General features: G+C 71.8%; 20 protein-coding genes. 13 read left to right on the top strand and 7 right to left on the bottom strand.

What is annotated here, in order from left to right:
• The first annotated feature begins 57 nt into the window (after positions 1 to 57).
• Complete coding sequence (locus tag WBN91_RS29585; protein WP_337727577.1) at positions 58 to 918, top strand: NAD(P)-dependent oxidoreductase; 861 nt, start codon at positions 58 to 60, stop codon at positions 916 to 918.
• On the opposite strand, the gene WBN91_RS29580 is transcribed toward WBN91_RS29585, so the two are convergent.
• Positions 915 to 2,420: an alkaline phosphatase D family protein gene (locus WBN91_RS29580; protein WP_337727576.1), complete on the bottom strand. Its 1,506-nt coding sequence runs from the start codon at positions 2,418 to 2,420 to the stop codon at positions 915 to 917. The genes WBN91_RS29585 and WBN91_RS29580 overlap by 4 nt on opposite strands.
• Positions 2,421 to 2,696: 276 nt before the next feature.
• Between WBN91_RS29580 and groES the strand changes: the two genes are divergently transcribed.
• Together groES and groL are read left to right on the top strand one after the other, a co-directional pair.
• Positions 2,697 to 2,990, top strand: a complete 294-nt coding sequence (groES, locus tag WBN91_RS29575; RefSeq protein ID WP_158844728.1) for a co-chaperone GroES — start codon at positions 2,697 to 2,699, stop codon at positions 2,988 to 2,990.
• 96 nt (positions 2,991 to 3,086) lie between these two features.
• Positions 3,087 to 4,709, top strand: a complete 1,623-nt coding sequence (gene groL, locus WBN91_RS29570; RefSeq protein WP_337727575.1) for a chaperonin GroEL — start codon at positions 3,087 to 3,089, stop codon at positions 4,707 to 4,709.
• Between the two features lie 615 nt (positions 4,710 to 5,324).
• Here the strand turns inward: groL and WBN91_RS29565 are convergent.
• The gene (locus WBN91_RS29565) at positions 5,325 to 5,621 is read right to left on the bottom strand and encodes a WhiB family transcriptional regulator (protein ID WP_121225031.1); all 297 of its coding nucleotides are present in this window, start codon (positions 5,619 to 5,621) and stop codon (positions 5,325 to 5,327) included.
• Positions 5,622 to 5,810: 189 nt separating this feature from the next.
• On the opposite strand from WBN91_RS29565, the gene WBN91_RS29560 reads away from it, so the two are divergent.
• The 4 genes from WBN91_RS29560 to WBN91_RS29545 all read left to right on the top strand — a co-directional run bounded on the left by WBN91_RS29560 (position 5,811) and on the right by WBN91_RS29545 (position 9,437).
• Positions 5,811 to 6,833, top strand: coding sequence for a MerR family transcriptional regulator (locus WBN91_RS29560; protein ID WP_337727586.1), 1,023 nt, complete (start codon positions 5,811 to 5,813; stop codon positions 6,831 to 6,833).
• A gap of 71 nt (positions 6,834 to 6,904) precedes the next feature.
• The gene (locus WBN91_RS29555) at positions 6,905 to 7,927 is read left to right on the top strand and encodes a hypothetical protein (RefSeq protein WP_337727574.1); all 1,023 of its coding nucleotides are present in this window, start codon (positions 6,905 to 6,907) and stop codon (positions 7,925 to 7,927) included.
• A gap of 46 nt (positions 7,928 to 7,973) precedes the next feature.
• Positions 7,974 to 8,540, top strand: a complete 567-nt coding sequence (locus tag WBN91_RS29550; protein WP_337727573.1) for a sigma-70 family RNA polymerase sigma factor — start codon at positions 7,974 to 7,976, stop codon at positions 8,538 to 8,540.
• A 36-nt stretch (positions 8,541 to 8,576) separates the two neighbouring features.
• Positions 8,577 to 9,437 (top strand): anti-sigma-D factor RsdA, encoded by an 861-nt coding sequence (locus WBN91_RS29545; protein WP_337727572.1) that lies wholly within the window; start codon positions 8,577 to 8,579, stop codon positions 9,435 to 9,437.
• Between the two features lie 76 nt (positions 9,438 to 9,513).
• Here WBN91_RS29545 and WBN91_RS29540 read toward each other — a convergent pair whose 3' ends face one another.
• Positions 9,514 to 9,903, bottom strand: a complete 390-nt coding sequence (locus tag WBN91_RS29540) for a DUF5319 domain-containing protein (RefSeq protein WP_337727571.1) — start codon at positions 9,901 to 9,903, stop codon at positions 9,514 to 9,516.
• Positions 9,904 to 10,030: 127 nt separating this feature from the next.
• On the opposite strand from WBN91_RS29540, the gene guaB reads away from it, so the two are divergent.
• The 3 genes from guaB (at position 10,031) to WBN91_RS29525 (ending at position 14,553) form a co-directional block, all read left to right on the top strand.
• Complete coding sequence (guaB, locus tag WBN91_RS29535) at positions 10,031 to 11,542, top strand: IMP dehydrogenase (protein ID WP_337727570.1); 1,512 nt, start codon at positions 10,031 to 10,033, stop codon at positions 11,540 to 11,542.
• 48 nt (positions 11,543 to 11,590) lie between these two features.
• A complete protein-coding gene (locus WBN91_RS29530) occupies positions 11,591 to 12,724 on the top strand; it encodes a GuaB3 family IMP dehydrogenase-related protein (RefSeq protein ID WP_337727569.1) in 1,134 nt (377 codons plus the stop codon).
• Between the two features lie 104 nt (positions 12,725 to 12,828).
• A complete protein-coding gene (locus WBN91_RS29525; protein WP_337727568.1) occupies positions 12,829 to 14,553 on the top strand; it encodes a GMC family oxidoreductase in 1,725 nt (574 codons plus the stop codon).
• A gap of 3 nt (positions 14,554 to 14,556) precedes the next feature.
• Here WBN91_RS29525 and WBN91_RS29520 read toward each other — a convergent pair whose 3' ends face one another.
• On the bottom strand, positions 14,557 to 14,961 hold the full coding sequence (locus tag WBN91_RS29520; RefSeq protein WP_337727567.1) for a type II toxin-antitoxin system VapC family toxin: 405 nt from the start codon (positions 14,959 to 14,961) through the stop codon (positions 14,557 to 14,559).
• On the bottom strand, positions 14,954 to 15,232 hold the full coding sequence (locus WBN91_RS29515) for a type II toxin-antitoxin system Phd/YefM family antitoxin (RefSeq protein ID WP_337727566.1): 279 nt from the start codon (positions 15,230 to 15,232) through the stop codon (positions 14,954 to 14,956). The genes WBN91_RS29520 and WBN91_RS29515 overlap by 8 nt, the downstream gene beginning before the upstream one ends.
• Positions 15,233 to 15,291: 59 nt before the next feature.
• Here WBN91_RS29515 and WBN91_RS29510 point away from each other — a divergent pair, with 59 nt between their 5' ends.
• Together WBN91_RS29510 and WBN91_RS29505 are read left to right on the top strand one after the other, a co-directional pair.
• A complete protein-coding gene (locus tag WBN91_RS29510) occupies positions 15,292 to 16,251 on the top strand; it encodes an MBL fold metallo-hydrolase (protein ID WP_337727565.1) in 960 nt (319 codons plus the stop codon).
• Positions 16,248 to 17,555, top strand: coding sequence for an FAD-dependent monooxygenase (locus WBN91_RS29505; RefSeq protein WP_337727564.1), 1,308 nt, complete (start codon positions 16,248 to 16,250; stop codon positions 17,553 to 17,555). Before WBN91_RS29510 ends, WBN91_RS29505 begins: the two co-directional genes overlap by 4 nt.
• 19 nt (positions 17,556 to 17,574) lie before the next feature.
• Here the strand turns inward: WBN91_RS29505 and WBN91_RS29500 are convergent, their stop codons facing one another.
• Positions 17,575 to 18,936: a cytochrome P450 gene (locus WBN91_RS29500; protein WP_337727563.1), complete on the bottom strand. Its 1,362-nt coding sequence runs from the start codon at positions 18,934 to 18,936 to the stop codon at positions 17,575 to 17,577.
• Positions 18,936 to 19,727: an SDR family NAD(P)-dependent oxidoreductase gene (locus tag WBN91_RS29495; protein WP_337727562.1), complete on the bottom strand. Its 792-nt coding sequence runs from the start codon at positions 19,725 to 19,727 to the stop codon at positions 18,936 to 18,938. The genes WBN91_RS29500 and WBN91_RS29495 overlap by 1 nt, the downstream gene beginning before the upstream one ends.
• 99 nt (positions 19,728 to 19,826) lie before the next feature.
• On the opposite strand from WBN91_RS29495, the gene WBN91_RS29490 reads away from it, so the two are divergent.
• Positions 19,827 to 20,399, top strand: coding sequence for a TetR/AcrR family transcriptional regulator (locus tag WBN91_RS29490; RefSeq protein WP_337727561.1), 573 nt, complete (start codon positions 19,827 to 19,829; stop codon positions 20,397 to 20,399).
• The last annotated feature ends 148 nt before the right edge of the window (positions 20,400 to 20,547 follow it).

Raw genomic sequence — 20,547 nt, 5'->3', positions numbered from 1 at the left:
AGCCGATCGGCAGCGCCGCCGGACAGCCTGGTCGCACCAACCGACAGAGGGAGACAGATGAGCACGCCGCTGACCCTGATCGGCCTCGGCCCGATGGGCCAGGCAATGGTCCGCACGTTCCTCGCGCACGGCCACCGGGTGACGGTCTGGAACCGCACCCCGAGCCGCGCCGACGACCTGGTCGCGCTGGGCGCCACCCGCGCCGAGAGCCCCGCGCACGCGGTGGAGGCCGCCAAACTGGTCCTGCTCAGCCTGACCGACTACGCCGCGATGGACGACGTCCTCCGGGACGTCGACCTCGCCGGGAAGACCGTCGTCAACCTCAGCTCCGACACACCGGAGAAGACCCTGAAGGCCGCCGCGTGCCTCGCCGAACGAGGTGCCGAGCTGCTGGTGGGCGGCGTGATGGCGCCGGCGCCGTTGGTCGGCGCGGAGGGCGCCTACGTGTTCTACAGCGGTTCCGAGCACGTCTTCCAGGCGCACAAGGACGTGCTGGCGCTGCTCGGCCGGCCGGAGTACCTGGGCGAGGACCACTCCCTGGCGCAGCTGTTCTACCAGGCGCAGCTGGACTACTTCCTGACCGCGCTGGCCGGGATGCTGCACAGCCTCGCCCTGGTGAAGACCGCGGGCGTCCCGGCCGCCGCGTTCGCCCCGTACCTGCGGGACAACCTGACCTCGATCGCGATGTACCTGGACGAGACGGTCGAGCACCTGGACACCGGGCAGCACCCCGGCGACCAGGCGAACGTCATCATGATGGGCGCCACCGCCGACCACATCGTCGGCACGACCGAGGCCACCGGGCTGGACCCGGAGCTGCCGAGGGCGGTCCAGTCGCTCTACCGGCGCGCGATCGACGCCGGGCGCGGCAGGGACAGCTGGACCGCCCTCCACGAGGTGATCAAGAAGCGGAATTAAACGGCGTTCAGCCCGGGGTTGCGATCTTCGACGACGAACGACTTGAGCGTCGTCGCCTCCGCCCCGGGCTGCCGCACGAAAGGCAGCGAACGGAAATCGACGCGCATTTCCGCGGCGGTGAATCGGGTGCGGACGTAGCCGCGCCGCCGGCTGTGCAGCTTGATGTGCGGGTTGAGCCGGAGCTGGGTCTGGTCCACGGTGTCGTTGCCGTCGCCGCCGGAGGTGACGGACGTGCAGACCAGCTCCGTCCCGACGGTCCGCGACGACGCCGGGTCGGCCCAGTCGGCCTTGATGTCGGCGGCGTAGGCGGCGTGCACGTCACCGGTCAGCACGACGGTGTTGCGGACGCCGGCCTCGACCCACCCGCGGGTGATCCGATCGCGCGAGGCCAGGTAGCCGTCCCACGAGTCCATCGACACCTCCTTGTCCGGGCCGTCCTTGCGGTCGCGCTCGGCGAAGAAGACCTGCTGGCCCAGGACGTCCCAGCGGGCGCGGGAGCGGCGGAACCCGTCCAGCAGCCACGCCTCCTGGTCCGCGCCGGTGATGGTGCGGGTCGGGTTGCCGGCCTCGGTGCAGATCTTCCAGCCGTCGCCGCACGCCTGGTCGTCGCGGTACTGGCGGGTGTCGAGCATGTGGAAGTTGGCCAGCGCGCCCCACTGGACGCGGCGGTAGAGCTGCATGTCGATGCCGTCCGGGCGGGCGGACCGGCGCAGCGGCATGTTCTCGTAGTACGCCTGGAACGCCGCCGCGCGCCGGTCGGGGAAGGCCGGGTCCGGCTGCTCGGGCACCTCGTCGGCCCAGTTGTTCTCGATTTCATGATCATCCCAGACGACCAGCCAGGGTGCGACCGCGTGGGCGGACTGGAGGTCCGCGTCGGTCTTGTACTGGGCGTGGCGGAGGCGGTAGTCGGCCAGGGTCCGGGTCTCGGGGCCGACCACGGTGCGGACGTCGGCGGCCTTGCCGGCGTACTCGTACTGGTAGTCGCCCAGGTGCAGGACCAGGTCCGGGTGGTCCTCGGCGAGGCGGCGGTAGGCGGTGAAGTAGCCCTCGCCGAAGTGCGAGCAGGAGGCGAAGCACATGGTCAGGTCCTGGAGCTCCCACGGCGCGGGCGCGGTGCGGGTGCGGCCGACCGGCGAGATGTGGTCGCCGGCGCGGAACCGGTAGAAGTACTCGGCCCCGGGCCGCAGGCCGAACGGCTCGACGTGGACGCTGTGCGCCTCCTGCGGGCGGGCGACCTCGGTGCCCCGGCGCACGATCCGCCGGAACCGCTCGTCCTCGGCGATCTCCCAGTGGACGGGCACGACCCGGTTCGGCATGCCGCCGAGACCGTCCTCGTCCAGCGGGTTCGGGGCGAGGCGGGTCCAGAGCACCACGCCGTCCGGGCGCGGGTCGCCGCTGGCCACGCCGAGGGTGAAGGGGTTGTCGAGCTCGGGGAAGCCGGCCCCGGCCGTGGCCAGGGCAACGCCACCGATGAGCAGGGTCCGTCGCGTCACAGCACTCATGCCGCCGACCGTCGCCCACCAGCCTCACCCCCGGGTGAACACCACCCGACCGCCAGACGACCGGCCCGTGAGCGCCACCACACCCGACCGCGCCCGCCCGTGGTCGGCCGGCACAGTGCCCGGACGAGTGACGGGGGTCGTTGAAGCGTTGGCACTCGCCTGGGTAGAGTGCTAGATGCACGGCACCAGCAACCGCCCCGACCCCCGCGACGGCGGGGTGGCAGGAGCCGTAAACGCAACCTGCCAACGCTTTCGACGACCGTGGAGGTCAGCCCGGTGAGCGTGAACATCAAGCCGCTCGAGGACAAGATCGTCGTCCAGGCCAGCGAGGCCGAGACCACGACCGCTTCCGGCCTCGTGATCCCGGACACCGCGAAGGAGAAGCCCCAGGAGGGCAAGGTCCTCGCGGTCGGTCCCGGCCGGATCGACGACAAGGGCAACCGCATCCCCGTGGACGTGGCTGTCGGCGACGTCGTCATCTACTCCAAGTACGGCGGCACCGAGGTCAAGTACAACGGCGAGGAGTACCTCATCCTCTCCGCCCGCGACGTGCTGGCCGTCATCAACTGACGTTCTGGCCGCCACACGTGGAGAACGCCCCGGCGGGCCACCCTGGTTCACCGGGGGCACCCCGGGGCGTTCCGCGCATCTGAGAGAGGCTAGGTAATGCCCAAGCAGATCAGCTTCGACGAGGACGCTCGTCGGGCGCTCGAGCGCGGCGTGAACAAGCTCGCGGACACGGTCAAGGTGACCCTGGGTCCGCGCGGCCGGCACGTCGTGCTGGACAAGAAGTTCGGCGGGCCGACCGTCACCAACGACGGCGTGACCATCGCCCGCGAGATCGAGTTGGAAGACTCGTTCGAGAACCTGGGCGCGCAGCTGGCCAAGAGCGTCGCCACCAAGACCAACGACGTCGCCGGCGACGGCACCACGACCGCGACCGTCCTGGCGCAGGCGATGGTGCGCGTCGGTCTGCGCAACGTCGCCGCGGGCGCCAACCCGACGTCGCTGGGCCGCGGCATCCAGGCCGCCGCCGACGCCGTCGTGGACGCGCTCAAGGCCAAGGCCACCCCGGTCAAGGGCCGCGACAACATCGCGCAGGTCGGCACCGTGTCCTCGCGCGACGCGTCGATCGGCAACCTGCTCGGCGAGGCCATCGAGAAGGTCGGCGAGGACGGCGTGATCACCGTCGAGGAGTCCTCGACGATGGCCACCGAGCTCGCCATCACCGAGGGCGTCCAGTTCGACAAGGGCTACATCTCGGCGCACTTCGCGACCGACCTCGAGGCGCAGGAGACGGTGTTCGAGGACGCCCGCATCCTGCTGCACCGCGAGAAGATCAGCGCCCTGGCCGACCTGCTCCCGCTGCTGGAGAAGGTGGCGGAGGCCGGCAAGCCGCTGGTCATCGTGGCCGAGGACGTCGAGGGCGAGGCGCTGTCCACCCTGGTGGTCAACGCCCTGCGCAAGACGCTGCGCGTGGTCGCGGTCAAGGCTCCGTACTTCGGCGACCGCCGCAAGGCGTTCCTGGACGACCTCGCCGTCGTCACGGGCGCCACGGTCGTCTCCGCCGAGGTCGGCCTGAAGCTGTCCGAGTCCGGCCTGGACGTGCTGGGTTCCGCGCGGCGCGTCGTGGTGTCGAAGGACAACACGACCGTCGTCGACGGCGCCGGCACCAAGGCCGACGTGGCGGGTCGCGCGGAGCAGCTGCGCCGCGAGATCGAGGCCACCGACTCCGACTGGGACCGCGAGAAGCTCCAGGAGCGCCTGGCGAAGCTGTCCGGCGGCATCGCGGTGATCAAGGTCGGCGCGGCCACCGAGACCGAGCTGAAGGAGCGCAAGCACCGCATCGAGGACGCGGTGGCGGCGACCAAGGCTGCGGTCGAGGAGGGCATCGTGCCCGGCGGCGGTTCGGCGCTGGTGCACGCGTCCAAGGTGCTGGACAACGGCCTGGGCCTGACCGGTGACGAGGCGACCGGCGTCGCGGTCGTGCGCGAGGCCCTGGGCTCGGCCCTGTTCTGGATCGCGGCCAACGCGGGCCTGGAGGGCGCCGTGGTGGTCAACAAGGTCCGCGAGCAGGACTGGGGCTTCGGCCTCAACGCGGCCACGCTGACCTACGGCGACCTGCTGGAAGCCGGGATCATCGACCCGGTGAAGGTCACGCGGTCGGCCGTGGCGAACGCGGCCTCCATCGCGCGCATGGTGCTCACCACGGAGAGCGCCGTCGTGGAGAAGAAGGAAGAGGAGCCCGCCGCAGCCGGCCACGGCCACGGTCACGGCCACGGCCACTGAGGTCGCGCCGTAGTCGCACCGAGGTCGCGCCCGCCGAGGTCGCGCCGAGGTCGACGAGCTTCCACGCTGCTCGAAGGGGCGGCACCCGCCGTGGGTGCCGCCCCTTCCGCATGTCCGGGCACTCGCTCCCACGACGATCCGGCTGAGCTCCCGCGGTGATCCGGCCGAACTGTCGTACCCCCGTGGTTGGCTGTGCAGCAGGGGGCACTCGAACCGGGGGTACGCCCGCGCAAGCCACCCACCCCGCCTTCCTACCCTCACGCCACCGCCCTCACGCCGCCTCGCTCACCGCGCCCGCCGCCTCGCCCACACCAGCCGCGCCGCCGCCTGCCTGCCCGCCGCCAAGCGCCGCGCCGCCGCCAGCTGCCGCGCCGAGCCCGCCGCTGCCGAGCCCGCCGCTGCCGAGCCGTCGAGCCCGCCGCCGTGCCGCCGCCGCCGAGCCCACCGCGTCAGTGCCGCTGGGCCTGCCGCTGCCGAGCCGCCGCCCCGCTGCCGCTGCCGGTCTGTCCCGACCCCGCCACCCCTCCCACCTGCACCGCAGCCGCCCCGGACGTGGCGGAGGGGCGGCGTGCGGAGCGCCGCCCCTCCGGCCGGAGGTGGTCTTCCCCGGTTGCGTCAGGCCATCGCGGGCTGCCGCTTGCGGGCCTTGATGATGCTGTCCCGCTCGGATTCCGAAAGACCTCCCCAGATGCCGTACGGCTCCTGCACCGCCAGCGCGTGGCGCCGGCACATCTCCAGCACCGGGCACGTCAGGCACACGGCCTTGGCCCGTGCCTCCCGCCGCGCCCGTGCCGGACCGCGTTCACCGTCCGGGTGGAAGAAGAACGCGCTGTCCATCCCGCGGCACGAGCCGCGCATCTGCCAGTCCCACAGGTCGGCGTTGGGACCGGGAAGCCTTCGGGTGTCCGCCATCGAGACCGCCTCCTTGGCCCACTGACGAGAACTGCTCCATTCGGCTTAACGATGATCCACCGTAGAACCGCGCCAAAACTTGTTCAAGGGGGTCGGCGCCCTTTATTCCGCAATTCATTCGATGGGTGATCAGCGGGGGACACCCCCGGAGTTGCCCGTGACGTCAGGTGAACGGACGATGTCAGCGTGATGACGCCCCCCGAGCCCACCGCGGCGCCGTCCGACGGCGCCCAGGAAACCGTTGCGGCGGAAGACGATCCCGCGCATTCGGTGACCCTGTCGGTGGCCGCGGTGGCGCGGCGGTTGGGCGTCGCGCCCGCCACCTTGCGCACGTGGGACCGCCGGTACGGCCTCGGACCCAGTGATCACACCACCGGGCGACACCGCAAGTACGCACCGCACGACGTGGCCCGGCTCGAACTGATGCAACGGGCGCTGCTGCGCGGCGCGTCCAGCGCCGAGGCCGCCAAGTACGCCCTCGCCACGCCCGTCCCGCACCCTCGTCTGGTCCGCAAGACCGTCGCGCCGCCGCCCGTCCTGACCGGCGGCGAGTTCGACACCGGCTCACCGCCCGCGGGCGGCCGGGGGCTGAAGTTGCCGGGTGCGAGCCGGCTCGCGCGCGGGGTCGGGCGGGCGGCGCTGGCGATGGACTCCGCCGCCGTCCAGGTGCTGCTCGCCGACTCGATCGCGCAGGACGGCGTGGTCGCCACCTGGGACGACGTCGTCCGGCCGGTGCTCGCCGCGATCGCCGCGCGCTGGGAGCACTCGGGCGCGGGGGTCGAGGTGTCGCACCTGCTGGACGAGTGCGTGCTGGCCGCGATGGTCCGCGCGACCCCGATCGTCGCCGAGCCGCGCAACCACCGGCCGGTGCTGCTGGCCTGCATGCCCGAGGAGCGGCACAACCTGCCGCTCTACCCGCTGGCCGCGGTGCTGGCGGAGCGGGGGATCGGCATCCGCCAGCTCGGCGCCGCCCTCCCGCTGGACGCCCTCGCCTCGGCCGTGCGCCGGACCGCGCCCGCCGCGGTGGTCCTGTGGGCGCAACTGCCCCGTTACGCCGATCCGGGTGCGGTGACGGCCCTGCCGCGCACCCGGCAGCAGGTGCGGGTGTTCGTCGGCGGGCCGGGGTGGGAGCGCGGGGTGGTCCCGTCGCCCGCGGAGCGGATCAACGGCCTCGCCGAGGCGGCGGACGCCATCGAACGCGCGGTCTGCTGACCCGGCGGGCGGCTCGCGGGATCCTCGAACGCGTCGGTCTGCCGACCTGGTCCAGCGCATACGGTGTCCTCATGGAGGACGTGCTGCGTGCGGCGGCGTTCGGCGACCGGCCGGGCGCGGACGTCTGGTGGGCGCTGACCGGGACGCCGCGCGAGCGGTGGCTGGCGGCGGTCGTGCTCGGGGGCCAGGGGCACTACGCGGCGGCGGCGACCGCGCTCGGTCCGCTCCTCCGGTCCGGTGATCACTTGATCGTCTCCCTGGCGGCCTCGACCCTCGCCTCGCACCGCCGCCAACTGGGTGGCCACGCCGCCGCCCGCACCCTCGACGCCTTGGCCCTCTCCGCCGCCCAAGCCGCCCAGCCCGCCGCCGCCCAGCCCGCCGCCGCCCAGCCCGCCGCCGCCCAGCCCGCCGCCGCCCAGTCAGCCGCTGCCGAGCCCGCCGCCGCCCAGCCCGCCGCTGCGGAAGCCGAGCCGACCGCTGCGACCGATCCGGACGGCATAGACATCGTCGGTGCCCGCGCCGACGCTCTCCTGGGTCTCGCCGCCGACGCCCTGGGCGCGGGCCGCACCGCCGAAGCCCGCCGCCTCCACGCCCGCGTCACCCCGCACCACTGGCGCCCGCGGGTCCGCCACGGCTGGGTCGCCGCCGAGATCGAGCTGGCCGACGGTCACGCGCAGCGAGCGGTGGCACCCGCCGAAGCGGCCCTCCACCACGCCGAGACCGCCGGCGCAATGCGACACACCCTCAAGTCCAGACTCGTCCTGGGGACCGCGCTAGTGGTGTGGGGGACACCCGAAAGCGTCGATCGGGGCGCCCACCTGCTACAGTGTGACCTAAATCACACCAACTCCCACGGGCTTCTCTCGTTGATCTGGCCGACGGCGCTTGTGCTCCTGACGACGCCGCCCGGCCGCAATAGTGCGGAGAGCGCCAGGCTCCGGGAAGCCGCCGCCAACGCTCTGAGCTGCGTGTTACGCAGAGCTGATCCGATCAGCCGACGAATCGCCGCCCGTTCGCCGTGGATCCCGGCATCGCTGCTCCGTTCCGGGGAACCCCCGAACGCAGACGCTGAGACGAACTTCTTGACGGATTAAGCACCGGATCGTGTCAAGGTTCCGCCCCTAGCGTCCGATAGGGGAAGTGGAACGTCACTCGGCTGCAGGAAGGAGTCCCCGTGACCACGGTGGCGACCGCCACGCGATCGAGCGGCTGCTGGCATCCATTCGTCCCTTGGTGGTGCGGTACTGCCGCGCCCGAGTCGGAAGGCAGGAGAGGTCTTTCGCTTCGGCGGACGACGTGGCCCAGGAGGTGTGTCTCGCGGTGCTGACGGCCCTGCCCAGCTATCGCGACCAGGGTCGGCCGTTCTTGGCGTTCGTCTACGGGATCGCAGCGCACAAGGTGGCCGACGCGCATCGCTCAGCTGCCCGGAACCGGTCCGAACCGGTGCCGGAGGTGCCCGACGCCCCCGAGACGGAAGCCGGTCCCGAGCAGCGCGCCATGCAGGGCGAGTTGTCCGGCCGGATGGCCCAGCTCCTGAAGATCCTTCCGGAGAAGCAGCGGGAGATCCTGCTGCTTCGCGTGGTCGTCGGCCTGTCGGCCGAGGAGACCGCCGACGCCGTCGGCTCCACGCCGGGTGCGGTACGCGTGGCGCAGCACCGCGCCTTGGCCCGCCTCCGCAAGTCGTTGGCAGCGGAGGAGGTGGTCTGAGTGGCCGACCAGCACGAGAAGGGCGATGGAGAAACCGTGCGCGGACGAGATGAGAGAACCCCGCTCACCTCGGATGACCCCTTGGTGGAGCCCGGTGACGACCTCGCGGGTATCCGAGCGGATGACGCTTTGCTGGACGCGCTTGGCGGGCGCGGTCCCGCCGCTGAAGGGCTCGTCGAGGACGAGCTGAACGCGCTGCTGCTCGCGTGGCGGCGTGAAGTCGACAGCCGCCCGGTGGGCGAGCTGGTCGACACCGACACCGCGGTGGCGACGATCGCCGCCGCCCAGCCCCAGCAGCGGGGCCGGCACCGGTTCCTGATCCCGCTCGCGAGCGCCGCCGCCGTGCTGGCGATCGCGTTCACCGGGGTCAGCCTGGTAGCCCGCGACGCCCAGCCGGGCGACGCGCTGTGGGGTCTGACCCAGGTGCTGTACTCCGACCACGCCCGGTCGATCGAGGCGGCCGTGACGGTCCGCACCGACCTGGACTCCGCCCGCGCCGCGCTGCGCGAGGGCCGCTACACCGAGGCCCGCGAGCTGCTGGACAAGGCGAGCACGGTCCTCCCGTCGATCTCCGTCGACGACGGCAAGGCCGACCTGGCCCAGAAGCACGAGTCGCTGGTGCGGGAGCTGACCAGCACGAACCCGGCCCCGACGAACCCGCCGGCGAGCCACGTGCCGACGACGACGTCCGTGCTGCCGACGGAGCCGAGCCTGCCGTCCTCCACGTCGCCGACCACGACGACGCCGGAGCCGACGACGACCACGGAGCCGCCGACCACGACAACGGTGCCGACCACGAACGACACCCCGCCGCCGCCGAGCGGCGAGCCACCGTCGGGTGAAACCCGCAACGAGCCAGGCTCGGACACCCCGAACGCGGACCCGACCGGCAATTGAGACGCAAAACGAAGCCCGCCCCTGATCACCGGGGGCGGGCTTCGTCACATCCGGGGCGAGTCGTCCGTCACACGGCTCAGCGAGCGCCCTCGGTGGCGGTGACCCCGTCCGCGTAACCCCGGCAGTACTCCCAGCTGACGTACGACGTCGGGTCCGGGTCGTAGGCGGGTTCGTGGGGGCGCATCCGGCCGTCCGCGAGCAGCTGTTCCAGGGACGACCGCAGCAGCGCCCAGTCGTGGTAGTGCGGCTCCTGGCACTCGCCGCAGTCCACCACGATCCCCCGGACACCGCGGTGTTCCAGCAGCGCCTGGTAGACGGCGAGGTCGCTCAGGTCGCCGATCAGCTCGGCCCGCTCGACGTCGTCCATCGGCGGGTGGTCGTGGTCCTCGTCGGGTGACCCGAGGGACAGCGCCGGGTCCTCGGGGTCGCCCGCGAAGGGGTCTGGTGGCAACGCGTCGTGCGGCACGACCCCGCACGGTACCGGGGAGACCCCCGACCGCGTCCAGATACCATGAGCTGAACCATCGCCGCCTGCGGAAAACCCCCTCAGCGGGCGGCGGGATCACCGCTCTACGGAAGGCACACCGGCCGCCATGACCAGCGAGTTGAACGCTGACGGAGTCCCGAGCAAGTTCGCCATGCTGGGACTGACCTTCGACGACGTACTGCTGCTGCCGGCCGAATCCGAGGTCGTCCCCAGCGGCGTGGACACCAGCACCCGCATCTCCCGCAACATCACCCTGCGCGTGCCGCTCGCGTCGGCGGCGATGGACACGGTCACCGAGAGCCGGATGGCGATCTCGATGGCCCGCCAGGGCGGTATCGGCGTGCTGCACCGCAACCTGTCCGTGGACGAGCAGGCCCGCCAGGCGGAGACCGTGAAGCGGTCCGAGGCGGGCATGGTGACCGACCCGGTGACGTGCTCCCCGGACGACACCATCAAGCACGTGGACGACCTGTGCGCCCGCTACCGCATCTCCGGCGTCCCGGTGACCGACGCCCAGGGCAAGCTGGTGGGCATCATCACCAACCGCGACATGCGCTTCGAGGTGGACCACTCGCGCAAGGTCAGCGAGGTGATGACCAAGGGTCCGCTGGTCACCGCCCAGGTGGGCGTGTCCGCCGAGGCCGCGCTGGGCCTGCTGCGCCGCCACAAGGTGGAGAAGCTGCCGATCGTGGACGGCGAGGGCAAGCTGCGCGGCCTGATCACGGTCAAGGACTTCGTCAAGACCGAGCAGTACCCGAACGCCTCGAAGGACCCGGACGGCCGCCTGCTGTGCGCCGCCGCGATCGGCGTCGGCGAGGACAGCTTCACCCGCGCCATGACTCTGGCCGAGGCCGGCATCGACGTGATCATGGTCGACACCGCGCACGGCCACCAGCGCAACGTGCTGGAGATGGTCGCCCGGGTGAAGAAGGAGCTGGGCGACGAGGTGGACGTGGTCGGCGGCAACGTCGCCACCCGGGCCGGCGCTCAGGCGCTGGTGGACGCGGGCGCGGACGGCGTGAAGGTCGGCGTCGGGCCGGGCTCGATCTGCACCACGCGCGTGGTCGCGGGCGTGGGTGTGCCGCAGATCTCGGCGATCTACGAGGCCTCGCTGGCCTGCCGCCCGGCGGGCGTGCCGGTGATCGGCGACGGCGGCATCCAGTACTCCGGCGACATCGCGAAGGCGATCGCCGCGGGCGCCAGCGCGGTCATGCTGGGCAGCCTGCTGGCGGGCACCGCCGAGTCGCCCGGCGACCTGATCCTGGTCAACGGCAAGCAGTTCAAGACCTACCGGGGCATGGGCTCGCTGGCCGCGATGCAGGGCCGCGGCGACCAGAAGTCCTACTCCAAGGACCGCTACTTCCAGGACGACGTGCTGTCCGAGGACAAGCTGGTCCCCGAGGGCATCGAGGGCCGCACCCCGTTCCGCGGCCCGTTGTCGCAGGTCGTGCACCAGCTCACGGGCGGTCTGCGCGCCGCGATGGGCTACACCGGGTCCCGGACGATCGCGGAGCTCCAGGACAAGCAGCTGGTGCGGATCACGGCGGCCGGCCTGAAGGAAAGCCACCCGCACGACATCACGATGACGGTCGAAGCGCCGAACTACACCACCCGCTGAGCTAGAGTCCACGGGTTTGCAGCAGGCTCCAGGAGAGGACGACACAAGGTGCGCGATCTGGTCGAGATCGGCATGGGCCGGACCGCGAGGCGGGCCTACGAGCTGGACGACGTCGAGATCATCCCGTCCCGCAGGACCCGTTCGTCCAAGGACGTCTCGACGGCGTGGCAGATCGACGCCTACCGCTTCGAGATCCCGCTGATCACCCACCCGACGGACGCGATCGTCTCGCCGGGCACGGCGGTGGCGGTGGGCGAGTTGGGCGGCCTGGGCGTGCTCAACGCCGAGGGCCTGTGGGCGCGGCACGGCGACGTGGACGAGGCCCTGTTCCGGCTGGTGCAGTCGGTGGAGGACACCGACGACCCGGCCGCGCCGGTCAAGGTGCTCCAGGAGCTGCACCAGGCCCCGGTGCGCATGGACCTGATCTCCGAGGCGATCAAGCAGGTGCGCGAGTCGGGCGTGACGGTGGCCGTGCGGGTCAGCCCGCAGCGGGCCGCCGAGCTGACCCCGGACCTGCTCGCGGCGGGCGTGGAGATCCTGGTCGTGCAGGGCACGATCATCTCCGCCGAGCACGTCTCGCGCGACGGCGAGCCGCTGAACCTGAAGTCGTTCATCGCGGACCTGGACATCCCGGTCATCGCCGGCGGTGTCGGCGACTACCGCACGGCCATGCACCTGATGCGCACCGGCGCGGCGGGCGTGATCGTCGGCTACGGCTACACCCCGGGCGTCACCACGACGGACGCGGTGCTGGGCATCGGCGTGCCGATGGCCACGGCCATCGCGGACGCGGCGGCGGCCCGCCGGGACTACCTGGACGAGACCGGCGGCCGGTACGTGCACGTCATCGCCGACGGCGGCGTGCTGACCAGCGGTGACGTCGCCAAGTCCATCGCCTGCGGCGCGGACGCGGTGATGCTGGGCGAGCCGCTCGCGGCGGCGGCCGAGGCGCCCGGCCAGGGCCTGTACTGGACGGCGGCGTCGGCGCACCCGTCGGTGCCGCGCAGCCACGTGTCCACGGGCGTGGACCAGGTGGTGGACCTGCGCAGCCTGCTGTTCGGGCCGTCGGTGGACCCGCGGGGCGTGACGAACCTGTTCGGTTCGCTGCGGCGCGCGATGGCCAAGACCGGCTACTCGGACATCAAGGAGTTCCAGAAGGTCGGTCTGACCGTCCGCGGCTGACCCCCTCGCTCGAAGCCCTCGCTCCGGCGGGGGCTTTCGTGCGTTCGGGGGACTGAACCGATTGGGACTAGCTGTTACTTCGGGTTACGCCTAATCTGCCCCTCATGGGTGAACTCGCCGGTAACATCCGCACGGACTACGACGTCGTGGTCATCGGCTCGGGCTTCGGCGGCAGCGTCGCCGCCCTGCGGCTGACCGAGAAGGGCTACCGGGTCGCCGTCCTGGAGGCCGGGCGGCGGTTCGCCGACGACGAGTTCGCCAAGACGTCCTGGGACCTCAAGCGGTACCTGTGGGCGCCGGCGCTGGGCTGCTACGGCATCCAGCGCATCCACGCGCTGCGGAACGTGATGATCCTCGCCGGGTCCGGTGTCGGCGGCGGGTCGCTGGTGTACGCGAACACCCTGTACCGGCCGCTCAAGCCGTTCTACAACGACCGGCAGTGGGCGCACATCACGGACTGGGAGTCCGAGCTGGCCCCGTTCTACGACCAGGCGAGCCGGATGCTCGGGGTCGTGGAGAACCCGACCACCACACCGTCCGACGAGGTCATGAAGACCGTCGCCGAGCGCATGGGCGTGGCCGAGTCCTACCACCCGACGCCGGTCGGCGTGTTCTTCGGTTCGCCGGGTCGACCAGCCGAGGACCCGTACTTCGGCGGCGCGGGCCCGGCGCGCACCGGCTGCACCGAGTGCGGCGAGTGCATGACGGGCTGCCGGGTCGGCGCGAAGAACACCCTGGTCAAGAACTACCTGTACCTGGCCGAGCGCAACGGCGCCGAGGTCCTGCCGCTGACCACCGTGACCGGGCTGCGCCAGGCCCCGGACGGCACGTGGTCGGTCGACACCCGCCGCACGGGCGGCAAGCTGCGCCGGGGCCGCCGCACGATCACCGCGGGCCAGGTCGTGCTGGCCGCCGGCACGTGGGGCACCCAGCAGCTGCTGCACCGGATGCGCGACGAGGGCAAGCTGCCCGCGCTGTCCCCCAAGCTCGGCGAGCTGACCCGCACGAACTCCGAGGCCATCATCGGCGCCGGCCGCTTCACCGTGGACGAGGACCGCAACTTCAGCCAGGGCGTGGCCATCACGTCGTCGATCCACCCCGACGAGCAGACCCACATCGAGCCGGTCCGCTACGGCAAGGGCAGCAACGCGATGGGCCTCCTCCAGACCCTCGCCACGGACGGCGCCAAGTCCACGCCGAGGCTCTTGCAGTTCTTCTTGCAGGCGGTGCGGCACCCGGTGCGGTTGGCGCGGCTGCTGTCGGTGCACCGGTGGAGCGAGCGGACCGTGATCCTGCTGGTGATGCAGAGCCTGGACAACTCGATCACGACGTACACCAAGAAGGGCGTGCGGGGCCGGAAGCTCACGTCCAAGCAGGGCCACGGCGAACCGAACCCGGCCTTCATCCCGGCCGGCCACCGCGCGAACGTGCTGGCGGCGGAAACCATCGACGGCGTGGCGGGCGGCACGTGGGGAGAGCTGTTCAACATCCCCCTGACCGCGCACTTCATCGGCGGCTGCCCGATCGGCTCGGACGCGGCGTCGGGCGTGATCGACCCGTACCACCGGGTGTACGGCTACCCGGGCCTGTCGGTGGTGGACGGGGCGGCGATCTCGGCGAACCTGGGCGTGAACCCGTCCCTGACCATCACGGCCCAGGCGGAACGGGCGTTCTCGCTGTGGCCGAACAAGGGCGAGGCCGACCAGCGCCCGGCCCAGAGCGAGGGCTACCGGCGCGTGCCGGCGGTCACTCCTGTGAAGCCGGCCGTGCCCGCCAACGCTCCAGGGGCGCTGCGGCTGCCGATCGTGGAGGTGCGCACGAAGGCGTGACGGTCAGACCTCGATGATGTGGACCATGTCGCCGAGGCCGGCGAAGTCCTTGGCGTTGCGCGTGTAGAGCGGCAGGCCCCGAGCCGAGGCGATGGCCGCGATCATCAGGTCCAGCCGGCGCGGCTTCGGATCGCGACGCGCATCCAGGGTCAGCGCCACGAGGGTGCCGAAGCGGGTGGCGGCGGGTCCGTCGAAGGGCAACGGCTCGAACTCGGCGATGGCAGCGGCCAGCTTCTCCGTCCGTGCGGCCCGCGCCGCGGCATCCTTGGCCAGGGCGACACCCTGGTGCAGTTCGGCCATCGTGATCGCGGTCAGCTCGGGGAACTCCGGCAGGGACGCCGGGTCGAGCAGCGCGAGATCGATGTAGGTGCAAGTGTCCAGGACGCCTGCCTCGTGCCGTTCAGCCACGGCTGCGCTCCCACGGGTCGTCATCGCCGACCCGGTCGGCGGCGAAGAGTTCGTCGGCTTCCCGCGCCATGTCCTGGAAGTCGACGCGCGGCAGTGCCCGGTGTCGCGCAACCAGTTCCTCGGCGGTGAAGCGGCGACGGCGCGGCAGCGGGCGGACCTCGGCGATCTCCACGCCGTTGCGCGTCACGTGGTACGTCTCGCCCCCCTCGACCGCGTCCATCACAGCGGCGGAGTTGTTCCGGAATTCCCGTTGGGTGATCACCTTCACCATGCCAGCGTAGCACTGTGTAGCACCGGGAGCTACATTGCGGTCGCCCTATGGTGGGAGGCGTGGCAGCGAAGCCGTTTGCGTCCAGTGCCGATCTCGCGCCCAAGGACGAGGAGTTCGTCCGGCTCGCCGAAGGCGTCTACACCCTCACCGCCGAAGGCGACCCGAACGTCGGCGCGATCGAGGGCGAGGACTTCCTGGTCTGCGTCGAGGCCCGGGCCACCCCCGTGGCCGCCCGCCGCTGGCTGGACCGCCTCCGCGAGCACACCGACAAGCCCGTCCGCTACCTGGTCCTCAGCCACTACCACGCCGTCCGGACGCTGGGCGCGAGCGCGTTCGACGCCCAAGCCGTCGTCGCCCACGAGAACACCCGCGCCCTGATCGCCGAACGCGGTCGGCAGGACTGGGACAGCGAGTACGCCCGGATGCCCCGGCTGTTCGAGGACCCCGGCTCGATCCCCGGCCTCACCTGGCCGACCCTGACCTTCTCCGACCGCCTCGCCATCCCCCTCGGCGGCGACCGCGGCGACCTCGAACTGCGCTACTGCGGGCGCGGGCACACGGCGGGCGACATCGTGGCGTGGCTGCCGCAGCAGCGGATCCTGTTCGCGGGCGACCTGGTGGAGAGCCGGGCCGCGCTCTACACCGGGGACGCGTTCCACGACGAGTGGGCGACCACGACCCTGGACGCGGTGGCCGCCCTCGGCGCCGAGCAGCTCGTCGGCGGGCGGGGCGCGGTGGCGCGGGACCGGGGTGAGGTGGACGCGGCGATCGCCCAGTCCCGGCACTTCCTGGACGAGCTGCGCCGCACGGTCGGCACCGTCCACCGCTCCGGCGGCACGGTCAAGGACGCCTTCCGGGCCGCCCACGAAGCCCTCGAACCGCGCTACGGCCGGTGGCCGATCTTCGAGCACTGCCTGCCGTTCAACGTCCAGCGGTACTGGGACGAGTGCGACGGCGTCGACTGGCCGCGGATCTGGACCGCCGAGCGCGACCAAGAGGTGTGGGCGGCGCTGCGGTGAAACCCGTCGTGGTCGTCGGCGCGGGACCGGTCGGCATGGCGGCGGCCCTGCTGCTGGCCCGCGCGGGCGTGCCCACGACGGTCCTGGAAGCCCTGCGCGAACGCACCGCCGTGGGCAGCCGGTCGATCTGCGTGCAGCACGACGTCCTGCACATCCTCGAACGCGTCGGCGCGGGCAAGGACGTCGTGGACGCGGGCGTGACCTGGTACCGGGGGCGGACGTTCTTCCGGGAGCGCGAGGTGCTGACCCTCGAACTGCCCCGGCGGCCGGGCTTCCCGCCGTTCGTGAACACCCCGCAGACCGAGGTCGAGCGCATCCTGGAGGCACAGGTGCGCGCCGAACCCCTCATCGATCTCCTTTGGGGACAACGGGTCACCGCGCTCGACCAGGACGCCGACGGCGTCACTGTGTCCACAGTGGACGGAACATTCGAGGGCACCCACTGCATCGCCGCCGACGGCGTGAAGTCGACCGTCCGCGACCTGCTGGGCATCGCCTTCGAGGGCCACTCCTTCGACGACCTCTTCGTCATCGCGGACATCCGCGTCGACCTCGGGCACGCCGAACCCGAGCGCCTGTTCCACTTCGACCCGCCGTGGAACCCGGGCCGCCAGGTCCTGCTGCACCCGCAACCCGGTGGCGTGCACCGGATCGACTGGCAGGTCCCGGAGGGCTTCCACCTCACCGACGAGCACATCCGGCGCATCACCGGCGACCGGCCGTACGAGGTGCTGTGGCAGTCCACCTACCGGTTCCACCAGCGCCGCGCCGACCGGTTCCGCGTCGGCCGGGTGCTGCTGGCCGGCGACGCCGCGCACGTCATGAGCCCGTTCGGCGCGCGCGGCCTCAACTCGGGCATCTGCGACGCCGACAACGCCGCGTGGAAGGTCGCCCTGGACCGGGCGGGGGAGGCCGGCCCTCTGCTCCTGCCCTCGTACGAAGTCGAACGCGCGGCGGCGGCCGACGAGAACCTGCGCGTCACCGGTGACACCATGCGCTTCCTGGTGCCCCGCACGGAGGAGGACCGCCGTCGCCGCCTGGACGTGCTGGAACGCGGCGACCGCGCCCACATCGACTCGGGGAAGCTGTTCCAGCCCTTCCCGTACCGCGACTCGCCGCTCACGTCCGAGGGCTGCGCCGGCGAACTCGCCCCCGACAGCAGCCGCTGCGGCCCCGGCTTCACGGTGCGGGACGGCGACCTGATCCGCCCGGACGGCCACTACGCCGCCCGACACCCGACCGACCTCGCCGCCGCCCTCCGCCGCGCCCAGGGCTTCCCGCCGGGTGACCCCAGCTCCGGCTGACCCCAGCGCCGGCGGACGGTCAGCGCCGGCGGACGGTCAGCCTGAAGCCGTCCGGCTTGAGGGTCAGCATCTCCACCACCCGCAGCCGGTAGTCCGGGTCGGGCACCAGGTCGTAGCGGCGCAGGACGGTGCCCAGCGCCAGGGTCGCCTCGTGCAGCGCGAACTGCCGCCCGATGCACGCCCGCTCCCCGGTCCCGAACGGCTTGTAGACGTGCCCCGGCCGCGCCTTCACCTGCTCGGGCGCGAACCGGTCCGGGTCGAACCGCTCCGGCTCCGGCCACACGTCCGGGTCCCGGTGCACCAGCGGCAGCAGCACCAGCGCCCACTGCCCGGTCTTCATCGGGTACCGCTCGCCCAGCACGGTGTCCGCCTTGGCCTCGCGGGCATAACCCGGCGCGGTCGGCCACAGCCGCAGGGCCTCGTCCAAGACCCGTCGCACGTACCGCAGCTTCGTCACCTGCTCGAACGCCGGCGCTTCGACGTCACCCCACACGGCGTCGACCTCCGCCCGCGCCTTCTCCACCACGGCCGGGTTGCGGGACAGGTAGTGCAGCGCGAACGACAGCGCCCCGGACGTCGTCTCGTGGCCCGCGATGAGGAACGTGATCACCTGGTTGCGGACGTTGACCTCGTCCAGCTCGCCCGACGCCAGCATGAGGTCCAGCAGGTCCGTGCGGTCGGACGTCCCGGACGCCACCCGCGCCCGGATCACCTCGTCCACCACCTCGGCCAGGTAGGACACGTCGGCCCGGTACCGCTCCTCGGCGGCCCGCCCGAACAGCTTGGCGGCCAGCGGGAACTGGAAGCCCTTGCGCTGCGCGTGCCGCAGCGACCCGATCATGGCCCGGACGAACGGGTGCGCCCGCTCGCGCCGGAACGAGTCGAACGGGAAGCCGAACCCGACCCGGCCGATGGTCTCCAGGGTCAGGTTGGTCATGTCCGCCGACACGTCCACCACGCCGCCCCGGTCCCACTTGCCGACCAGCTCGTCGACCACGTCCACCATCGCCGGGTGGTAGGCCCGCATGGCGCTCTGCGTGAACGCCGGCATCAGGACTTCGTGCGCGGCCTTCCAGTTGGGTTCCTCGTTGTAGGCGGTGAACAGCCCGTCCCCGCCGATGGTCCGCAGTTCCTCCACACCCAGCGCGAGGTGCTTGGCGAACCGCTTCTCGTCGGACAGTTCGGCGGCCAGGTGCGCCCCTCCGACGAAGACGATCTCCCGGTCCAGGAACCGGCGGGTGAAGATCGGACCGAGGTCGCGCCCCAGCCGCATGGTGTCCTGCACGGGCGTCCGCCGGGACGTGCCGATCACGTCGCCCACCAGCGGCACCCGCCAGCGCGGGTGCGGGATGGACGAGGTGTCCATCACCGGGGCGTTCATCAGCGCTTCACCTTGTTCGACTCGACCATCTCCGCCATCACGTCGTCCGAGCCGGTGCGCCGCATCAAGGCCTCCACGAACCCGGGGAACGCACTGCCCAGCGTGCTCATGACCCGCAACTCGACCGGCGCCACGGTGACCTCGGCCCGGTTCTTCTCGATCGCCTCGACCACGGCGTCACCGACCTGCTTCGGCGACACGGTCCGCATCCCCGCCGGCGGCTTGGCCCCGGTGTCGGCGAACATCCCCGCCTCCCGCACCATCCCCGGCTGCACCACCGACACCCCGACCCCGGTGCCCGCCAAGTCCTGCCGAACCCCCAGCGCGAACCCGCGGAGCCCGAACTTGGTGGCGTTGTAGATCGAGGCGAACGGCATGGACACCTTGCCCGCCACCGACCCGATGAGCACGACGTGCCCCCGCCCCCGCTCGACCATGCCCGGCAGCAACGCGTGGGTGAGGGCGATCGGCGCGTCGAGGTTCACGCTCAACGCCCGCCGCACCTCGTCGGAGGTGAAGTCGGTGAGCTTGCCACTGGCGGGCAGCGCGGCATTCGCGACCAGCACATCCACCTCCCCGACCTCTTCGACCAGCCGCCGAACGGCGTCGGTGTCGGCAAGGTCGGCCACCAGCGCCCGCCCTCCGGTCTCCGCCGCGAGCGCCTTGAGCTCGGCTTCTTTGCGCCCCGTGAGCACCAGCTTCGCCCCTCGGGCAGCCAGGCCGCGAGCGATGGCGTGCCCCAGCCCACCGGTCGCACCCGTCACCAGCACGGTGCTTCCCTTGACGTGCATCGCGGTCCTCCCCGTCCGATACTGTTCGTTCGAACGAACAGTATCCGAAAACGCCCGCGGCGACGACCGTCGGACCGGATGGTGCGGAAAGATGGACCCATGACCAGACCCGCCGAGACCCGGCAGCGGATCATCAGCGCGGTGCTGCGGATCATCGGCGACGACGGCGTGGCAGGCGTCACCAACCGCCGGATCGCCCAGGAAGCAGGCGTCTCCCTGGGCTCGGTGACCTACCACTTCGCCACCCAGCAGGACCTGCTGAGGGAGAGCCTGCTCACCTTCGTCACCGGCGAAACCAGGCACTTCGGAGCACTGGCCCAAGAACAGACCAGCGGCGAGTGCGTCACTCTGGACCAGGTGGTCGACCTGGTGGGCAAGATCGCCAGCACCATCCCCGACAACAGCGAACGCATCGCCCCCTACGAGCTCTACCTGCACGCCGGCCGAGACCCGGAACTCCGAGACGCCGCCGCCAAGTGCTTCGCGGCTTACGACCAACTGGCGGCGACGGTGTTGACGGGGTTGGGCGTGCCGGATGCGGAGAGGGTGGCGAGTGCGGTGGTCGGGTTGGTGATGGGGATGAAGTTGAGGGCGCTGGCCACGGGGGCTGGGACGGACAGCCTGGTGGACGCCTTGCTCATGCTCGCCAAGGGCGCAGGCATCAAAGACTGACCACCGCCAAACGCCCAACACCGCCAAAACGGCTCACCACGCAACCGGCTTTTGCGCGCGCAGCGCGCCCTTTCGCGCGCGGAGCGCGCGGTAGGTGTCACCTACAAGTGGAGGGCCTCGGTTCCCCCACCGTATGGCCTGCCCGAAG

The sequence above is a fragment of the Saccharothrix sp. CCNWYY140 genome (genome assembly GCF_037401995.1).
Taxonomy (GTDB): domain Bacteria; phylum Actinomycetota; class Actinomycetes; order Mycobacteriales; family Pseudonocardiaceae; genus Actinosynnema.
Note: the sequence above shows the minus strand (reverse complement) of the source record. Positions and strands in the feature narration are given on the sequence as shown.